At 66.7% G+C, this 19,014-nt stretch carries 17 protein-coding genes and 1 pseudogene; 16 read left to right on the top strand and 2 right to left on the bottom strand.

Annotation, left to right across the window (positions count from 1 at the left end):
• From J2X36_RS04085 to J2X36_RS04010, 16 genes and pseudogenes are all read left to right on the top strand, one after another.
• Positions 1–420 (top strand): hypothetical protein, encoded by a 420-nt coding sequence (locus J2X36_RS04085; protein ID WP_310346504.1) that lies wholly within the window; start codon positions 1–3, stop codon positions 418–420.
• 6 nt (positions 421–426) lie between these two features.
• Entirely contained in the window at positions 427–792 is a 366-nt protein-coding gene (locus tag J2X36_RS04080) for a phage tail protein (protein WP_310346500.1), read from the top strand.
• Positions 789–1,517, top strand: a complete 729-nt coding sequence (locus J2X36_RS04075) for a phage minor tail protein L (protein WP_310346497.1) — start codon at positions 789–791, stop codon at positions 1,515–1,517. The genes J2X36_RS04080 and J2X36_RS04075 overlap by 4 nt, the downstream gene beginning before the upstream one ends.
• A complete protein-coding gene (locus J2X36_RS04070; RefSeq protein ID WP_310346494.1) occupies positions 1,495–2,313 on the top strand; it encodes an NlpC/P60 family protein in 819 nt (272 codons plus the stop codon). The genes J2X36_RS04075 and J2X36_RS04070 overlap by 23 nt, the downstream gene beginning before the upstream one ends.
• Positions 2,298–2,864, top strand: a complete 567-nt coding sequence (locus tag J2X36_RS04065; protein WP_310346491.1) for a tail assembly protein — start codon at positions 2,298–2,300, stop codon at positions 2,862–2,864. Before J2X36_RS04070 ends, J2X36_RS04065 begins: the two co-directional genes overlap by 16 nt.
• 20 nt (positions 2,865–2,884) lie before the next feature.
• Positions 2,885–8,278 (top strand): phage tail protein, encoded by a 5,394-nt coding sequence (locus J2X36_RS04060; RefSeq protein ID WP_310346487.1) that lies wholly within the window; start codon positions 2,885–2,887, stop codon positions 8,276–8,278.
• Positions 8,279–8,323: 45 nt separating this feature from the next.
• Complete coding sequence (locus tag J2X36_RS04055) at positions 8,324–8,758, top strand: hypothetical protein (protein ID WP_310346485.1); 435 nt, start codon at positions 8,324–8,326, stop codon at positions 8,756–8,758.
• A 1-nt stretch (position 8,759) separates the two neighbouring features.
• Complete coding sequence (locus tag J2X36_RS04050) at positions 8,760–9,173, top strand: hypothetical protein (protein ID WP_310346483.1); 414 nt, start codon at positions 8,760–8,762, stop codon at positions 9,171–9,173.
• Positions 9,173–9,658: a hypothetical protein gene (locus J2X36_RS04045; RefSeq protein WP_310346480.1), complete on the top strand. Its 486-nt coding sequence runs from the start codon at positions 9,173–9,175 to the stop codon at positions 9,656–9,658. Before J2X36_RS04050 ends, J2X36_RS04045 begins: the two co-directional genes overlap by 1 nt.
• Positions 9,658–10,554, top strand: coding sequence for a hypothetical protein (locus J2X36_RS04040; protein WP_310346476.1), 897 nt, complete (start codon positions 9,658–9,660; stop codon positions 10,552–10,554). Before J2X36_RS04045 ends, J2X36_RS04040 begins: the two co-directional genes overlap by 1 nt.
• 65 nt (positions 10,555–10,619) lie before the next feature.
• Positions 10,620–11,291 (top strand): glycoside hydrolase family 108 protein, encoded by a 672-nt coding sequence (locus tag J2X36_RS04035; protein WP_310346473.1) that lies wholly within the window; start codon positions 10,620–10,622, stop codon positions 11,289–11,291.
• A 2-nt stretch (positions 11,292–11,293) separates the two neighbouring features.
• Positions 11,294–11,833 (top strand): hypothetical protein, encoded by a 540-nt coding sequence (locus J2X36_RS04030; protein WP_310346470.1) that lies wholly within the window; start codon positions 11,294–11,296, stop codon positions 11,831–11,833.
• 4 nt (positions 11,834–11,837) lie between these two features.
• Positions 11,838–12,281, top strand: a complete 444-nt coding sequence (locus J2X36_RS04025) for a hypothetical protein (RefSeq protein WP_310346467.1) — start codon at positions 11,838–11,840, stop codon at positions 12,279–12,281.
• 1 nt (position 12,282) lies between these two features.
• Positions 12,283–12,690 (top strand): hypothetical protein, encoded by a 408-nt coding sequence (locus J2X36_RS04020; protein ID WP_310346464.1) that lies wholly within the window; start codon positions 12,283–12,285, stop codon positions 12,688–12,690.
• A 1,535-nt stretch (positions 12,691–14,225) separates the two neighbouring features.
• A protein-coding gene (locus J2X36_RS04015; RefSeq protein WP_310346461.1) for an IS5 family transposase occupies positions 14,226–14,995 on the top strand; the annotation gives its coding sequence in 2 pieces (ribosomal slippage) (positions 14,226–14,550 and positions 14,550–14,995; 771 coding nt in all).
• A gap of 1,368 nt (positions 14,996–16,363) precedes the next feature.
• A pseudogene (locus J2X36_RS04010) lies at positions 16,364–16,522 on the top strand (helix-turn-helix domain-containing protein); the annotation flags it as partial.
• Between the two features lie 80 nt (positions 16,523–16,602).
• On the opposite strand, the gene J2X36_RS04005 reads toward J2X36_RS04010, so the two are convergent.
• A complete protein-coding gene (locus J2X36_RS04005) occupies positions 16,603–17,967 on the bottom strand; it encodes a TAXI family TRAP transporter solute-binding subunit (protein WP_310346458.1) in 1,365 nt (454 codons plus the stop codon).
• On the bottom strand, positions 17,964–18,989 hold the full coding sequence (locus tag J2X36_RS04000) for a DUF2955 domain-containing protein (RefSeq protein ID WP_310346456.1): 1,026 nt from the start codon (positions 18,987–18,989) through the stop codon (positions 17,964–17,966). The genes J2X36_RS04005 and J2X36_RS04000 overlap by 4 nt, the downstream gene beginning before the upstream one ends.
• Positions 18,990–19,014: the final 25 nt, after the last annotated feature.

Raw genomic sequence — 19,014 nt, 5'->3', positions numbered from 1 at the left:
ATGGCACGTTCCAAGAAGTTCGTCGTGGCCGGGATGGCCGCGGGCCTGATTCCGCGCGGCACGCCGACCGCGCTGTTCTTCCGCGGGGTCGACCGCTTCGCCGACGCCCGTGGCACCATCGAGATCGAGGGCTCGGACGGCGAGAAGGTCGAGGCTCGCGTCGTGAACGCCGAGGCCGGCCGCCTCTTCGACCTCGCCAACCGCTACGCCGGGCAGAGCGTGTACGCGCAGGCCGGTCCCGCTCCGGTTGCCGGCTACACCGGAGCCTACACACCGGGCATGGTGGTCGGCGGCGCCAACGGCGCCACGGCGCTCTTCGATGCGCTCGAAGACGAGAGCGACCTGGCGGCGCTCGCCGTGACCGAGCCCTACACCGTGGTGATCGTGCAGTTGCCCGCGCCCGCGGCGCCGGGCGCCTGACGCCCGATGCCCTATCCGGCCTTCCCGACGCTCGGCAGGGGCACGTTCGGCCCGGTCGCGCCCGGGTCGAGCAAGCAGGTCGCGCCGGCCATCCTGACCGCGAACTTCGGGGGACGGTACTCGCAGCGTGCCGGCGACGGCATCAACCCGCTGCCGCGCGACTTCACCTACCGCTCCGCGATCCTGCCGTCCGCCGACATCCAGACCCTCGAGGACTTCCTCGGCGAGCGGGCCGGCTACAAGCCCTTCACCTTCCTGCCCCCGGGCGAGGCGGCCGCGCGCCAGTTCACCTGCGAGGAGTGGAGCGTCGACTACACGAGCGCCCTGTTCTGGACGCTCACGGCGACGTTCAAGGAGAACTTCGACCCGTGACGCAACCCAACGCCGCCCTCCGCCGGGCGGGGCAGTCGCTCACGCCCGGCGCCCTCGTCGCGCTCTACGTGATCGACCTGTCGCCGCTTGGCGTGCCCCAGCAGTTCGCCTTCACGCCCTCGACGAAGAAGACGTCCGCCCTGCCGTTCCAGGGCATCCAGTACCAGCCGGTCGACGTGCGGTGCGAGGGCTTCGAGTACACCGGCAAGGGCGCGATGCCCCGGCCGAAGATCAGCGTCTCGAACGCCACGCGGCTGATGTCCTCGGCCTCGCTGCTCTACGACGACCTGATCGGCGCGAAGCTCATCCGCACGCGCACCTACACGCAGTTCCTGGACAACGGCGCGACACCTGATGCCGAGGCGGCCTACGCGCAGGACATCTTCTTCTTCGATCAGAAGACCCGGCACACGAAGCGGCTGATCGAGTGGGAGCTCGCCTCCGCGATGGACCAGGAGGGCCGCGCGCTGCCCGGTCGCCTGATCGTGCGCGAGATCTGCCTGTGGCGCTACCGGCGCTGGGACGCGGCGGCCGGGGCGTTCGACTACAGCCACGTGAAATGCCCCTACACCGGCGGGCAGGCCTACGACGCCGACGGCAATCCGACGACGCCAGACAAGGACACGCCCAGCCGTCACATCAACACCTGCTGCAAAGTCCGCTTCGGTGCGGCCGCGCAGCTGCCCTTCGGAGGATTCCCAGGTGTTGGCCGCGTTCGAGTTTGACAACGGACTGAACGACCGCTGGCGCCAGGCGGTCGACGCTCACAAGGCGCACGTCGCGCGCGAGTGGCCGCACGAGGCCGGCGGTGTGATCGACCAAGATGGGCGCTATCACGCCTGCACGAGCATCGCGGCGGACAAGATCGCGCACTTCGAGATCCACGAGGACGAGATGGAAGCGGTGTGCGGGCACCGGCCGGCCGCCATCCTGCACTCGCACTGCTCGAGCGAGGACGAGCAGGGGAAGATCGTCCCGCCCCAGGATTGCCCCTCGGCGCAGGACATGCGCTCGCAGATGGACTGGGCGGTGCCCTGGGGCATCTCGCTCGTGACCGAGGGCGGCGCCACGGACCCGTTCTGGTTCGGCGACCAGGTCGAGCGCCCTCCGCTGCTCGGCCGCCCGTTCCGCCACGGCGTCGATGACTGCTACAGCCTCGTGCGGGACTGGCACCGCCAGGTGGCGGGCATCGAGATCCCCGACTTCGTGCGCGATCCCGACTGGTGGGCGCCCCATGAGGGCGAGCCGCCGCTCGACCTCTACGCTCAAGGCTTCGAGCAGGCCGGGTTCGTTTGCGTCGAGCGCAGCCGCGGCAGCATCCTGCCGGGCGACTGCTTCATCTGCTCGGTGCGCTCGCCTGTGCTCAACCATGCTGGCGTCTACATCGGTGGCGGGCTGATCCTGCACCACCTCGCCGGCATGTGCTCAGGCCGCGACCCCGCAGCGGTGTGGCGGCCGAAGCTCGACTTCCTCGTCCGGCACCGCGATCTCCCGGAGGACTTCACATGCTCCGAACTGTGAGGCTCTACGGCTCGCTCGCGCGCGACTTCGGACCGTCGTTCAAGCTCGACGTGCGCTCGCTGGCCGAGGCCTGCCTCGCCCTCGGCAGCCAGATTCCTGGCTTTCGCAGGGCGATCGAGGAGGGCCGTTTCCGGGTCACCTGCGGCGCCTCCCGCGGCAAGGGGCTGCGGCTCGGCGAGGACCAGATCACCTTCGGGCTGCCGAAGGGCGATCTGCACATCGTGCCCGTCGCCTCGGCCGCGAAGTCGGGCGGCATCGGCAAGATCATCGTCGGCACGCTGATCGCGGCCGCCACGTGGTTCGTCGGAGGGCCCATGTGGCTCGTCGGCATGGGCGCCTCGCTCGCCCTCACCGGTGTCGCCAGCCTGCTGACGCCCAAGAAGAAGACCGAGAAGGAGCGCCGCAGCTACATGTTCGACGGCGGCAACAACACCTCGGATCAGGGCGGCTGCGTGCCGGTGCCGATCGGGCGCTGCATGCTGACCGGCATCACGATCTCGGCCGGCGTCACCACCGACTACGGCAACGGCCTTCCCACCGCCCGCATCTGATCGCTCGCGCCAGGGAAACCATGGGCAGCTTCAACCGAGACGAAGACGGGACCCCGGTCCCGGCTGAGGACTCGCGCGCGCTCGTCGAGGCCGCTAAGTCATCCGGCTCGAAGACCGGCGGCGGTGCCAGCGTCGCGAGGGACACGCTCTTCACCAACGCGACGGTGCGGCTCGTCGACCTGATCGGCGAGGGCGAGATCAACGGCATCGTCGGTGGCCTGAAAGGTGTCTACCTCAACAACACGCCCATCGAGAACGCCGACGGCTCGCGCAATTTCCAGGGCATCTCCGTCGACTCGCGGTCCGGTACGCCGGGCCAGACCTACATGCCCGGCTATCCGGACGTGGAGACGCCGCTCGACGTCGGCGTACAGGTCAAGAAGGCGCTTCCCGTCACCGCCACGGTGACCGACCCGAGCGCCAACCGGGCGCGCATCACGCTGCAGATCCCCTCGCTGCTCTACGCGGACAGCAAGGGGAACGTGAACGCGTGGCGCATCGATTTCCTGATCCAGGCCCGGTACTCGGGCGGCCCCTGGGTCAACCAGCTCGGCGCCCTGGCCGTCCAGGGCAAGGCATCCTCGGCCTTCTTCCCGAGCTACGAGATCGACCTTCCCCGAAACCCCAGCGGCGCGTCGGCGCCCTGGCAGATCCAGGTGGTGCGCCTCTCGGATGACACCGAGACCTCGAACACGCAGTTCCCGAACATGCAGTTCGCGAGCGACCTGATCTATCAGTCGCTCACCACGATCGTGGACGCGAAGTTCACCTACCCGAACTCGGCGATTGTCGGCATCACGGCGGATGCCAGCCAGTTCGGCTCGAGCCTGCCCCAGCGGCAGTACCTCGTGGACGGCATCAGGATGCGCGTCCCGGCGAACTACGACCCGGTCGCCCGGACCTATGCCGGCATCTGGGACGGGACCTTCAAGGAGGCTTGGTGCAACAACCCGGCCTGGGTCCTGTACATGCTGCTCGAGAACGATCGCTTCGGTCTCGGCCAGCTGATCGACGTCTCGGCCATCGACAAGTGGTCGCTCTACCAGATCGCTGCCTACTGCGACGGGCCCGTGCCGGACGGCCGGGGCGGGCAGGAGCCGCGGTTCACCTTCAACGGGGTGATCGCCGAGCAGCAGGACGCCTTCGACCTGCTGGAGCTCGTCGCGCAGGTCTTCCGCGGCATGACCTACTGGTCGTCCGGTACGGTGACGGCGACCCAGGACCGGCCCGGCGACGTCAGGCTCCTCGTGACCGAGGCGAACGTCATCGAAGGCGAGTTCTCCTACGCCTCCTCCGGGCGGCAGGCGCGGCATACCGTTGCGATCGTCGCCTGGAACGACCCAACCGACCTCTACCGGACGAACTACGAGGTGGTGGAGGATCCCGCCGGCGTCGCGCGCTACGGCTACAACCCGACGAAGGTCGATCTCCTCGGTTGCACCTCGCGCGGCCAGGCGCATCGCGCCGGCCTCTGGACACTCTTGACCGAACTGCAGGAGACGCAGGTCCTCACCTACCACGCCGGCCTCGACCACGCGGTGGTGCGCCCGGGCGACCTGATCGCCGTGCAGGACCCGCAGATCGCGGCCGTCGACCTGTCCGGCCGCCTGCTCGCCGGATCCACCCAGACCGTGCTGCGGCTCGACCGCCCAGTGACGGTCGGCTCTGAGGCAACGGTTTCCGTGACGATGCCGGACGGCACCGTGGCTGAGCGCGGCGTGCAGCCGGCGACCGCGGCGACGGAGATCAGCCTTACCGGCGCGCTGCCGGCGGCCCCGGACCCGGCCGCCGTGTGGGTGGTCGCGACAACGCTCAAGCCGCAGCTCTTCCGCGTCATCTCGATCAAGGAGGACGAGCCGCACATCTACTCCGTGCAGGCCCTCCAGCACGAGCCCGGTAAGTACGCGACCGTCGACACCGGCGCTCCCTTCGAGGAGCTGCCGATCTCGAATTTCCCGTCAACGGTTCTGCCGCCCACGAACCTGTCGGTGATGGAGTCGGTCTATTACGAGCTGGGGCAGGCCAAGCAGGCGCTCACGCTCTCCTGGACCGCGGGCCAGCCGTTCAACTCGGTCGGCTACTACGTGACCGCCATCAAGCCCGATGGCGCGATCGTCACGCTGCCGCAGCGCGCCTCGGCGTCGGCCGACTTCACGGACGTGGCGGCCGGCACCTGGACCTTCATCGTCACGGCGATCGGCCTGACCCGCGCGGTCTCGGCGCCGGCGCAGATCACCTATGACGTGGTCGGCTGGGGCGGTCGCCAGATCGCGAAGGTGGTCAACCTCCGGGTGCTCGGCGGCGGGCAGACCTTCGTGGGCCGCGCCTGCACCGTTGAGTGGGACTACGAGTTCCCGGGCGGCTACGACGCCTATCCGATCCGGCCGGTGGCCTACGTCTACGACGCCAGCTCGGGCGCGCTCCTGCACCGCGAGATCCTTGCGCAGGGCGTGGATCAGTGGACCTATGCCTACGACACGAACGTGAACGAGGGCGGCCCGCGCCGGCAGTTCCGCGTGGCCGTCTCCGCCACGGACCCGGCGGGGGCGGAGGGCAACCAGACCTCGCTGCTCGTGAACAACCCGCCGCCGGCCCTGGTGAACTCGGACCTCGACTCCGCGCCGGGCTTCCTCTTCATCGCGATTGACCAGCCCTCCGACAAGGACTGGGTCGGCTACCTGCACTGGATCTCGGAGACCTCCGGGTTCGATCCGCTCGTGACGCCGCCGACGCTCGACGTCGGGAGCAACTTCACGAGCGTACCGCGCAGCAGCGGCACCTACTACGTGCGCTCGGCCGCCTACGATGCGTTCGGCAAGACGCCGGGCGAGCTGAACATCTCCGCGGAGGAGCCGGTCACGATCTCGGACGTGGCGTTCGATCCGACCGACCCGGGCATCCCGCAGGGGCTCGCGCTCACCACGGGAGTCGACGTCGCCCCGGACGGCACCGTGACGGGCTGGGTCAAGGGCACCTGGGACGCGATCACGACGGAGAACCTCGGCCTCTACGAAGTCGCCATGCGGGAGGGTACCGGCGGCTGGATCACGGTGGGATCCGTCGAGAAGGGAGTCCAGGAATTCAACCGCCGCGGCCTGGTCCCGGGCAGCTCGATCAGCGTGCGCGTGCGCTCGATCTCGGAGAACGGCTTCGGCATCTCCGGCTGGTCGACGGTCCAGACCATCACGGTGGCGCTCAACACGACGCCGCCCGGGCCGGCGACGAACCTCACCGGCAGCGCGGCCTCGCAGACCGCAACGCTGCGCTGGATGAACCCGGCGGCCAAGGATCTCGCCTACATCGAGGTGTGGGAGGGGGCGACGGACGTCCTCGCCAACGCGGCGCAGATCGGCTCCGCGACGCGGGACTATTTCGTGGGCTCGGGCCTGACCCCGGCCAGCACGCGCTACTACTGGGTCCGTCCGGTCAACACGTCCGGCTTCGCGGCCGCGAGCTTCACGGGCCCGCTCGCGCTGACCACCATCAAGATCGACGGCGTCTACATCGGCGACGACACGATCACCGCGACCCAGATCGCCGGCAAGACGATCACCGCCGATCAGATCGCCTCTCAGACCATCACGGCCGCCGAGATCAAGACCGGCACGATCACCGCCGACCAGATCAACATGGCGACCATCAAGCTGGGGCCGGACGGCATCCTGGTCGGCGATGGCACGCTGTCGAGCGTCTTCGCCGGGAGCAATTCCACCAAGATCAACGGGGGAGCAATTCTCGCCAACACGATCGGCGCGAACCTCCTGAAAATCGGCGTCCGCGGCATCACGGTCTCGGGGATCGAGTTCGCGATGGAGCGCAACGCGGCCGGCGCGCTGACCGGCAACCTGACCTGGACCGCCGGCAAGATCGTCTACGTGGACGACACGGGCGCGACCGTCTCGTCCGACATCGCGGCAGGCGCGGGCGCGATCAACGGTATCCGCTCCTACGTGTGGTGGTGCCGGCGGGCCGGCGTGAACACGGCCCTGCAATTCGCCAACGACACGAGCACGCCGTCCGTCGCCGCGACGATCAACAGCGACACTGACAACATCATCCTGTGCGTGTCCTCGGGCACCACGGGGCTCATGCCGATCTACGGCGGCACGATCATCGACGGCACCAAGATCACCACCCGGTCGATCGCCGCGGAGATGATCGCCTCGGACGCGATCCAGACCCGCCACATGACGGCCAAATCGATCAACGGCGACCGCATCTCGGCCGGCACGCTGAGTGCCGACACCATCAACGGCGGCACCATCACGGCGGGAGTGGGCATCTACGTCGGCAACGACCGCTTCGAGCTGCGGGCGCGTGGCGCCGCCTACCACCCGGACGGCTCGATCGCCCGCTACGGCGGCGCCATCGGCGTCAAGGACAATGGCGCCCTCTACGGCCGCGCCGACCGCTGGCGCGTCGCCCTGGGCGCCCTGCGGGACTGGGGCTACGCCAACGACGATTTCGGGCTGGTCCTGTGGGACAAGGACGGCAACGAGATCCTGAACTCGGGCTCGAACGGCGCCGCCGCCCGCGTCAACGCCGCCATGCTGAACGGGCCCGTGCCCGGAAGCTCGGTGCCGTCCGGCGTCGGCTCCAACATCCTGCCCAACGCCGCCATGTTCCTGGGCACGCAGTATTACAGCTACGGGTCCAGCAACCCCTTCGTCACGTTCCAGTTCGGGCGCAACATCTACGGACAGAGCTACTCCCTCTGGGGCGGCAACACGCTCAGCGTGGCGGCCACCAACTCGACCCCGATCAGCTCGGGCGACTTCCTCGACATTTACATGTTCGCGCCGACCTCGCAGGTCGCCGGCCCGGCTCCGGAGAACGGCAACTCCTGGGACCGGCACACGGTCGAGGCGGGCAAGAACTACGAGTTCTCGGCCTACGTGCACGGGCACCGGCTGAGCGTGATCCAGGTCATCATCGAGTTCTACAACGCCAACCGTCAGAACACCGGGACCGCCGTGTGGTCGACCACGACCGACATGGATCACGCCGCCTACGTGCTCAACCACTACCAGCGGGTCGGCGGGGTGTTCAGGGCGCCGGGCGACACCTACTACGCCCTGCCCTTCGTCCGCGGCTACTGCCGCAACGAGGTCAACCCGATCCTGTTCGTGACGCAGCCGATGTTCGGCCCGGCCCGAGAGGGTCAGACCGAGCTGTCGCCCTACAACCCGGGCAACGGCGGCGTGGCGATCGACGCGGCCAACCTGACCACCTACATCCGGGGCGCCATCATCGGCGACGCCCAGATCAACCAGCTCACCGCCGCCAAGATCGCGGTCGGCAACCTCCAGGCCCTCAACACGGAGGCCGGCACGATCACGGGCGGGATGCTGCGCTCGAAGGACAACCGCTTCCAAGTCAACCTGGATGCGGGCCAGATCCTGATCTACGACTAGGGAGAAAGCCTTGCTTTTGCGCCCTCGCCGCGACTGGGCCGAGTGATGCCCCAGCGCATCCTCATCGGCCGGCACCCGGACGGTGCCTGCGGCCTCTTCATCTCCCGCCCCGGCGTCGATGTCGGCGGCGTCGGCTCGGCCGACTACAACAACCTCTGGTTCTCGACGCAGTTCGGTCAGGTCGCCCGCATCCACGATCGGGGCACCTGCGGGCACGGCCAGCGCGTCTACTACGCCAACCCGGGCTACTACCCGCTCCTGCGCTTCGAGCAGGTGGTCAACGACGGCATCGTGACCTACCCCAACTTCGGCTTCCCGTTCTCGGCCAACGGCCGCTTCTACCGGGCCGACTGGACCCGCTACCGCATGGACCAGTACGCGGACGGGTTCGCCATCTTCAAGCGCGACCCCAACACGGATTCCGGCGCGGTCTCCCCGACCTTCCGCTGGCTCGCTTACACGATCCCGGTGGCAGGTTGAGATGGCGTGTCGCGTCTACATGACCGCGGGGCAGATCGCAGTGACCAAGCCGGGGGTCGACGTCTTCGCGGCCCGCAGCGACCATTACCTCTTGGAAATCTCCAGGAAGACGGAGGCGATCCTCCAGCACGCCCACGCGCCGCTCGACAGCAACCGCAACTTCTGGATCGCCTACCCGGAGGGCTTCGGCGAGACCCCGGACGTCTGGTTCCAGATGTTCTACGGCGACCACGTCTCGATCCCGCCCGCCAAGTGGTTCGACGCGGCCAAGCAGTTCGTGCTCGCCGACGCCGTGAACGTGACGATGGCACCCAACGCCTGGACCGGCACCGTGCCGATCTCCTCCAACATCGCGGGCGCCCCGCCCGAGCCGACTGGCATGATCTTCACCGTGCATCGGAGACCGAAACTCTGATGAGTATGTCCGTGCGCTTCAACCAGCCGGTTGACGGCGGCGCGGCCCGGCGCGACCCGATGCGCGTGCTGACCCATGCCGGCTTCCAGTGGAACGACCTCAGCCCCGAGGTGCTGTTCTCCGGCCTGTGGCCGTGCATGCTCTACGACCAGGTCTCCTGGCGGCTCGACATGAACGCGCAGGCCGACATTCTCTGGCAGCCGTCCTGGGCATCGACCCGTCAGTTCGGCACCTATCCGAACGTGCACGCGGCCCTATTCCGGGACGACGGCATCATCGTCTACCCGTTCGTGCGCTCCCTCAACAACCGGCCGACCCAGACCAGCACCACCTACTCGCTCGACGGCATGGCCCGGTTCACGGTCGATGTCGTGCACCGCGGCGGCAATATGTTCAACGCGAACTGTACCATCCAGCAGATCAACTACCGGGAGTTCGCGTCCGGGGTGCTGCGGATGTTCTTGATTGGCAGAGGACTGTACTGATGGTCGGCATGTTTCTCACCCTGAAGCAGGTCACGGAGACCGGCTACGTCGCGCAGGCGACCCAGACCCCGGCCGACGAGGCGGCGCACTCGGCCTTTCTCGACGCCAAGGGGGTGCCGCATCTCATCATGCCGCTCGATGAGCAGTCGGGCTGGATCGAGCGGCTGGAGGGCGGAGGCTGGGCGATCTGGCCCCGCGGTGAGCTGCCGGGCGCCTTCGACAAGACGAGCGTCGCGCCGGGCGAGAAGGTCACGTTCCCGGCCTTGCCGGACAAGTCCAAGATCATCATCCAGGGGCCGGTCTCGGCCACGACGGGGTGGGATGCGGAAGGGGCGCCGACCATCGACGCGAGCTTCGGCCTGACCCTGCCCGGTAGCTACCGGATCATCGTCGAGGCGTTCCCATACAAGCGCAAGCTGTTCGACCTCTCCGTGGCGCTGCCCGCGGACGAGACGGCCGGGATCGAGACGGCAGAGGAGATCATCGGTCCCGACGCCGAGCAGATCCGGGCGCTCGCGAAGTACAGCACCATGATCTTCTACGCCAATGCGGCCCGGCGGGACCAGGTGCCGGACGTGGTGCGGGCGATGTATGTGCGCAAGGCGGAGGAGGCGCGGCGCGTCGTCAATGGCGGCACGTCCGATCTGATCGCCCAGGAAGTCGCTGACCGCAACGCCAAGGACCCGACCCTGAACCTAACGGTCGAGGCGTGGGCCAATGTCATCCTGGAGATGGCGAAAGAGTCCGACCAGATCGAGAAGCTGCGGATGCGGGCCAACATCGAGATCGACGCGGCGCCGTCCGACGCCCTGGCGATCCTGCGGGTGCTTGCCGCGCTCAAGATCGCTCTGGTGACGTCGCCCGCCAGCACGGACGGCACCTGGGCGCCGATGTAGCGCCCGCCAACGCCTCTGCTCATTGCCGCCTGCGGGCGGCGCTCTTTGACATCGTGGAGATCTCTATGGCCGCCGCCAATTTCGAGCGGGCGCTCGCGCTCGTCCTGCAGCACGAGGGTGGCTACGTCGACCATCCCGCCGACCCAGGCGGCGCGACGAACCTCGGCATCACGATCGGCACGCTCTCGGGCTGGCTCGGCCGACCAGCAACCAAGGCCGAGGTGAAGGCACTCACCAGGGCCGCGGTCGCACCGATCTACCGGCGCAACTACTGGGACGCGGTGCGCGGCGACGACCTGCCTGGCGGCGTCGACTACTGCGTCTTCGACTTCGCCGTGAACTCAGGCCAGGGACGCGCGATCCCGTCGCTTCAGCGCGCTATCGGCGTGGCCGACGATGGCGTGATCGGCCCCATCACGCTCGCCAATGTCGCCTCGCGCTCGAGCACGCAGACGATCGAACGGATCTGCGACGACCGCATGGTGTTCCTGCGCCGCCTATCGACCTGGCCGACCTTCGGCAAGGGTTGGACGAAGCGGGTCGAGGGTGTCCGGGTCGAGGCGCTGGCGCTGGCGACGGCCGCGGCGCTCATCTCTCCGTCACGACCCGCGCCGGCTCCCGCACGGCCGATCCCAGTCCCGCCGCCAGCCGTGACACCCCGGACCCAGCCCGTGCCGACCGTGAAGACAGGCGGTCTCCTCGCGGCCATCGTCGCGCTCTTCGAGAAGGCCTCCTAAGCATGCTCCCGATCCTCGTTCCCATCCTCGGCTTCGCGATCCAGCACGCGCCCGCCCTGATCGGCCTCCTGGCCGGTGACAAGGCCGGCGAAGTCGCGGAGGGTGCCGTCAAGGCGGTGCGCGACGTGCTCGGCACCACCGACCCGGCCGAGGCGCAGGCTCGCGTGCAGGCTGACCCGGCGCTCGGCGACGCGCTCGCCGCCCGCCTCAACGCCGAGGCCGAGCGCTACAAGGCCGAACTCGCAGACACGGCGAACGCCCGCGCCATGCAGGTCAGCCTCGCGCAGGCCGGCCATTGGACGAGCTCCACGCCTGCGATCATCAGCTACCTGATCATTGGCTCTGCGATCCTGCTGACGGTCGCGCTGTTCTTCGTGCAGACCGAGATCCCGGAGCGCCTCTACAACCTGCTGAGTGGAGCCTACGGCGCGCTCTGGCTGGCGGTCGGCCTCGTCACACAGTTCTGGCTCGGGTCGAACCGCTCCTCGCAGCGCAAGGACGACACCATCACGAACCTGAGTACCGCAGCCGCCAAGAGGTGACGCCATGACGAACAACAACGTCGCCATAACCTCGCTCAACAAGACCCGATCGACCGAATGGCTGCTGGCTTTCGTCGCGATTGCCTGGGGCTATGGCGTGCTTTCGCCCAGCGCTGTATTCGAGTTGCCAGCATACCGTCTGTTCGGTGAACTGATGCGCGAGACCGCCTGGGGGGCGCTCGCCGTTTCCATCGCGTGCCTGCGCCTGGTCGGGCTTGCCATCAACGGCTGGTGGCGCCGCTCGCCGCTGATCCGAGCCGTCGGCTCGCTCCTCTCGGGCCTGTTCTGGCTGGCGCTCTGCGTCCTGATGTTTGCAGCCAGCGCCAAGAAGGGTGCGACGCTGCCAGCCGGCGTGCACTTCTACCCTGTGTTCTTCGTATTCGAGGGCTGGTGCCTCGCGGCGGCTGGCTACGATGTGCAGAAGAACGGCTCTCTCGGTCGAGCGTGAGATGTCGCCGGAAGCTAAGGAGGTCCTCGATTACCTCGTCACGTTTTCGGGCGTGGGATCAGTAGGCGGCATTCTCCTGGCGTTCTTCGGCTGGCTGAAGGCGAAGGCCGAGAGGCCGCCTGTCGCTCAGCCTGCGGTTCCCCCGAGCGGCCTCGCGCAGATCGGCGGCATGGTGCTGGGTCAGCAGCAGATGCAGGACTTCATCGAGGCCCTGCGAGGTGTGGCAGCTTCACACGATCGCTGCACGCTCGCCCGCGAGGCCGAGATGGAGACGATGAAGCACCTGGCGAAGGAGTGCCGAGCGCACGAGAACGATCTCGCCCGAGAGCGCCATGCTGAGCAGCGCGCTATGTGTGACGCGGTGCTGTCCCTCAGCGATAGGCTGCGAAACATGCGCTGCGCTGATTGAACCACTGGCCCCGCCGCCGGTTGTCCGAGCGGCAGTACTTCTCTGTTTCCGATGAATGAACTTCAGCCCGCCCGGCTTAGCCCTGGCGGGCTTCTTTGTGGTGAGTTCATCATGCTCATCGTCATCAGGCAGACGAACCGGAACCTGCTATTTCCGCCTCGTGTTTCCTCATCGTCAGGAGAACGAAAGGGAGCGAAACAATGACACAAGTTCGCCGCCCTGAAGCTCCTGATCATCAAGCGTCGCGGGCTGGGCAAAGGTCTCCCAATCGTTGACGACGAGACAGGGACGGCGCCCCTGCCCGTCTGGCGGCATGCAGGCGATACCGCTGACGTCGAGGGCCGGCTCAAGTCCTCCTTGCCGTCGTTCTGGAGCCCCTCGGCCGCGAACTCGATGCCCCGTACTCCGAGCCTGCAGCCTTGGCCGGCATGGCTGCAAGAAGCCCGAGCGGGGCAATTCCGGAGGTGGAAGCGCTCCAAACACGACTGAGCCCGCCGCGGCCGAAGGGTATGTGCCGGACGGTCTCGGGTGAGAGCGGACTACGAGTCGCCCTCGAATCGGAAGATGGGCGCCGATACTTGCTGGCGCATGAAAAAGCCCGCCACGACGACGGCGATCATCGGACGGGCTCAAGGTGGGTAATCTGGGGATGTCTCGCGAAAACGATCGCCTGCCTAAACGAGAGGCACAAACTGGAAGTGCACGCTTGAGCCCTCAGTACGGTGAGGGTCAGGATCGTACTGACATAGAGGTTGAGCCGGCGACGCCGTTGGAGAACGAACCCGTTTCGCGCCGTTGGCTTCTCCGGCGGGCGCGTCAAAAAAGCCGCCGCAGCAGTGCCGGGCGGGCTGAAGGGAAACTCAGCACAGTCGGCACAGGTTCTCTGGGTCCACAGGCACGGCTAACCCTACGTCACGGCTTCCGCTTGCTCGACTTTTACTTCGTCTTGCCACTCGTCATTTCGGAGCGTGCGCCTGCGTTCTGTCCGGTCATGTCGTCTGTTGGCTTCACACCGGCCGCATTCTGTCCAGTCTGCGCAGTGCCCGGACCGCCTTGCGCCAACACTGCGGTGCTACAAGAACGAGCCAGGGCCGGTCCCAGAGCATATCTTCTTCATCGACAAGGAGCGAAAGCGCGAGATCCGGGGCAGGAAGCTGAAGAGTCTCGGCTGCTCGAAGGGCAAGGGCGGCTTCCGGGACCTAGACCAGATGTTCGCCCGAGAGGCGGCGGCCCGTCTCACATGATGCAGATTGACGAGGGTTGCGCCGAATTCCGGTGCCGAGCCTCATGCATGGGAGATGGGTCGCCCCCTCTCGGGCGAACATCTGGTCCAGGTCATACAACCCCGGCTACCGGCAATCCGCAGTTCCCAAGTGCCCATGACGCTGATGTAGCCCCCCGCTCACAGTCGAGGCGTGAGCGGCGCGATAGGCTCACCGTGGCCGGTGTAGTCGAAGAGGTGCCGCCTACGGCCTGTGATCGCTTGAACCACCTGATGGTGTGAGCGTTTCGCCTCTCCTGAGCGAGGAGGAGCGATGCTGTCGGACGCACAATGGGCCGAGTTGGAGCCACTCATTGAGGCCTGTCGGCCAAAGGGCAAGACACCGCCTCAGGATCTGCGCCGCACCGTCTCGGCCATCCTGTGGCGGCATCAGAATGGAGCCAAGTGGCGCGCCGTGCCAGCTGAACTCGGACCCTGGTGGCGTGCCGCCCAGGTCTTCATCCGGTGGGCACGCGCTGGTGTCTGGGAGCGGCTCCTCAGTCTCGTCCAAGAGCGCGGCGTGCAACTCGGCATGGTGTTTCTCGATGGCACCAGCGTGCGCGCTCACCAGAAGGCGGCGGGGGCTGCGCGAAGGGGAGATCTCAAGCTGAGCGAGACCATCGTGAGGCGCTTGGCCGCTCTCGTGGCGGATATGGCACCAAGGCTTGCGTGATCGCTGACGGCGCGGGTCGTGCCATCGCGTTCCGGATCGCGCCTGGGCAAGCACATGAGCTGCCCCAGGCTATCCCGCTGCTCGATCAACTGCAGGGCGTGCCCAAGTGGGTGGTGGGCGACCGGGGTTACACCAGCCATCGCTTCCGCGAGCACATCTGGAGCATGGGTGCACGGCCTGCGATCCCGCCGCAGCGGCACGAGGCGCCTGTCGCCTGTCCGGAGTGGATCTACAACAACCGCAACCGGGTCGAGCGTCTCTGGGCGCGGTTAAAGGAATGGCGCGCCGTCGCGACCCGCTACGAGAAGACCGCCACCAGCTTCGCCGGTGTCCTCTGCCTTGCCGCCGCACTCGACTGGCTCAAGTCATAACAGGCCGTAGTAGGCGCCTGCTGCAACTGCGCTTTGATTTATCCGGATCTGGGAATGCGAGCGCTTAAGTCTTCGTGCGTTCACGTGCTGCACGCTGCGAGGACGACTGTGTGACCGCAGCACGGCATTGCGTGTTGAGGTTCTGCGGTTGACTGCGCAGGCACGTGGTAATCCGGCCGGCGTCGGGAATGTAGGCGCTGCAGAGCCGCATCACGTCCGGAATACAGGCATTCTGTTGGGCTGTAGTGCCCTGTGCACTCGCGACACCGGTGAGCGCAACTGTCAGAGCGGCGGTGTAGGCAGAAAGAGCGCGAATGGTCATGGTCAGCCTCGCTCGTGCTGCAGGGGCACGGCAATGCCGGCTCACCTGGACGGCAAGCGTAGCCTTTACAAATCGCTTGAGACAATCTTTGGTGGCCAAGCGGCCGCTGATGCTCGCGAACCGTGACCGGAAGGACACTGTGCTCACGGGGGTGATACATCGCCGTTGAAGTGGTCGCCCTTTGGTATGGCTTCTGAGCCAGGTGGACGGACGGGATCACGAAGCGATCCAAGCCTGAGGAGATCGTTGACATGCTGCGGCAGGCCGATGCGCTGATCTCACAAGATCAGAGCGCGACCGAGGTAATCTGTACGATCAGCGTCAGCGAGGTGAGCCACCTCCTCCATACCCACGGAAGTCTTCCCGGACGGCTCAGCATTCTTGCTTCAACTCCCGACGTTTACTGCTAAGCTGGCATCGGGGTGGCGAGGGAGAGACGAGCCATGGGCGTGAGGACCTTCTTTGCCTGCCTGGCGATCTCCGCGCTCGCAGCCTCGACACCTGCTCTTGGACAGGGAACCCCGGAGCAGCGACAGGCTTGCACGCCGGACGCCATGAGTTTCTGCGGTGACTTCATCCCCGACGCTGGCCGAGTAAAAACTTGCCTCTTAAGCAAGAGACAGAGGCTGAGCCCAGCCTGCCGGGCGGCAATAGGAGGCAATGAGATCAAGCCGCGGAAGCGGCGACGCAAGAATGGCTGAGTGTTCGCTTTATCGCAGCTGTGCCTCTGCAGGCGCGACGACGAGTACGCCCAGGGCGAGAGCGGCGGCCGAAGCGATCAGGAAGTTGCGCATGACCAATCCCTTTATGGTGAGTGAGCACGGCTCCAGAGATCGCGGAACGACCCAGCATCCACCTCAACTGAGAACTGTATACCGTTATTTATTTCTGGCAAATACAACGCTGCAATCGGGCTTCGTCGGCAGACGCGGGTTTAAAACCAGAAAAATTCGGCGCTAGAGCAAGATCCGAGCGAACCGAGTCGGGCTGGGCCGCTGGCTTGGTCAGGATGTTATTCGATGGGCGGCTCTCGCAGGAGGGCCGCCATTCCGTCAGCTTTGTCTGCCGATCTGCGCAAACGGGTCATCGCCGCGATCGAACGCGGCGCTTCGCGCCGCCAGGCCGCCAAACACTTCGGCGTCAGCCCGGCGACAGCCGTCCGCTGGCACGAGAGCTTCGCCCGGCAGAGCCGTCTCGCACCCAAGCTTTAAGGCAGAGTTCAGCGTTCAGTGGGTCTGGAATGTTCCGCCCAGGCAAGCCCTATTGGATCGGTATCCCCCTCCCGTCATCTAACCTGACGCGGCGCAGTACCGAGAACACCGAGATCATGCGGTGATGTGAGATTAGACTTCGGAGGTGCCTCGAGCGCGGCAAGATCGCCGAGGCGCTTCTCGATGGTCCCACGCAATCCTGCGATCATCCGCTCGAAAAATAGGAAGTGGTCGCGCTCGATTTCGCCTGCGGCAAGCCGCTCGAACAGCCATTCCAACATGCCTTCGAGCTCCTCGTCGGCGGTGGCGAGCTGTGCCGCTGAACCCACCTTAGCCAGCCTGACGAGCTCGACCAAGCGAAGCAGCTTCGCCCGATCCTGGCGGCTGCGGCGCAGCCGACGTCTGGAGGCAATCCAGCCCGCAATGGGTGTTAGAACGGCGAATACCATGACGGCCAGCCAGTAGTAGTTGACCGTCTGGTCCAGCAGGCTCTCCTGTTCTCCGTTCAGATAGGCGAGCGTTCCAGGATGCACAGGCAGCAGCAAGGACCGCTCGGTCTCGGGCGCCTCCATCTGTCCCGCCGCTGGCAGCGTGGCGACCAGCTTCGCCTTCGTCGTCAACATGAGCCGCGTGATCTCGCCAGCCACGCGGTCCGGCAGCGAGGCGCGCGAGACCAGCAGGGTGCGGACCGCGAAGGTGTGGATGCTCTCGTCGGGTTCGCTCGGCGTTCCCCCATAGGTGCCCTGCTTGATCTCGACCGACGAGTAGGAAGGTGTGCGGGCGACAATGGCATCCGCTTCCGGGATGTCGAGGTAGGACGGCTTCGCCTTGAAGCTCTTTCGGATGCCGGCGAAGGCATCCGTGATCGACCCTGGACCGAGCGGGCCGGAGACGATGGCGGCAACGACGCGCTTCGCCTTCAGCATGGGTCCAAATTCCGCCGCCGGCATCTCGATGAGATCGGCGTCGCGCAGGCCATAGAACTCCGTGAAAGCCTTGAGCAGACCGGGATCGGCCCCTCTCGCCACGGCTAGCTTCTTGCCCGCGAGCTCACTGACGTTTTCGATCTTTGCTTCCGGTGGCAGAATGACCGCGATCCCGTCTTGCCGAAGCACGAAGATCGTCCGTCCGTTCGCAGCCGCCTCAGCGTCGCTTCTCACGACGGCGAGGTCGACCCGGCCTTCCGTGAGCGCCTTTCCGCTTTCGGACAAATTGTCTGTCGGGACGGGGACCAAGCGGACGAGGGGATGCTCGGCGGACAGATCGCGGATGAAGGCGGCGAGCACCTTCTGCCCGTCGCTTCCAATTGGGCCGGTTGCCAAGGTCAGAGTGTATTTGGCCGAGATGAGCCAGGGATGGCGCGTCAGGGTGTAGGCAGTGGCCGCCATCCCCGCGAAGAGGACCCCCACGACCATAACGATCTTGAGGAAGGGCCTCATCGCGCGCTGGGCCCGATGGGCGTGTCGTGGGTTGGTCGGACGCGCCAGAACTCCAGGACCGAGACCGCCCCAACGGCATAGGAGGAGGCCAACAGGACGTTGGCGAGCCGCGTGAGGAAGGCCTCGCCGCTACCGCCCGGCAACGGTGTCATCCCGAGGCCCAGCAGGAGGATAAAGGTTGCGAGAGCGATGACGTAGATCGGCGCACGCTGGCCGGCGGTTGCGATGCGACCCGCGAAGGTGAGGGTCGCCGCGAGACACACCGCGACGAAGAATGGGAGGGTCTCGTTCAGCAGGACCAAGCTGTAGGCCGCCGCCGCCGCCAACCCACCGATGAGGTTGCCGAGGATCAGGCCCAACGCCGCGCGCTGCCCCTGCTGGGGATCGTGCTGACGGAGCAGGTTCACGATCACGATCAGCACGACGACGGCGAGTTCCGTCTCGACGAGGACGAACCCGATCAGGACCGGCAGCAGGACGAGCGTGTTCAGGAGCGCCTCCCGTGCCGCCTCAGGCGGGCTAGGAGCTTCCGAGGCGCCTGCCGACGCCTGAGGTGCGGTATCAGCCGCGTCTGCGGGGAACGCTGCGAACGCGGCCCAGGCCGTCAGCACCGCCACGAAGCCGGCAAAGATGAGCACACCAGCAAATCCCACGGCTGCGGCGGGCGAGGCGACGGCGAGGACCGGCAAGGAGACGGCTGAGATCTGGACGAGGAGCGTCACGAGGTTCGGTGCGCCCCTCAGGTGGGCGTAGAACGACAGGTAGAGCAGCAGTGCGAGGCTGAGGATCAGGACAGCGGGGTGGCTGAGGAGTGACGTCGTGATCGCGAGGACCACTCCCGTCGACAATCCAATCAGGACGACGATGGAGAGGCCCTGGCTCAGGCTCAGGGGCTGGCGCAGCTTCGTGAGCAGCTGCGCCGTCAGCATCGGCGCCACGAACGTCGCGTCCAAACCGAGCGCCTCGACCAGCGTGAAGCAGGCGGTTACGCCGATGGCGAGACGGAGCGCTGCGCGGCGCACCCCGATAGGCTCTAGGTCGCTTGTC

Origin of the sequence: Methylobacterium sp. BE186, from assembly GCF_031457035.1 — a bacterium.
GTDB classification, from domain to species: domain Bacteria; phylum Pseudomonadota; class Alphaproteobacteria; order Rhizobiales; family Beijerinckiaceae; genus Methylobacterium; species Methylobacterium segetis.
The sequence above is the reverse complement of the archived record's forward strand: the minus strand, read 5'-3'. Positions and strand labels throughout refer to the sequence as shown.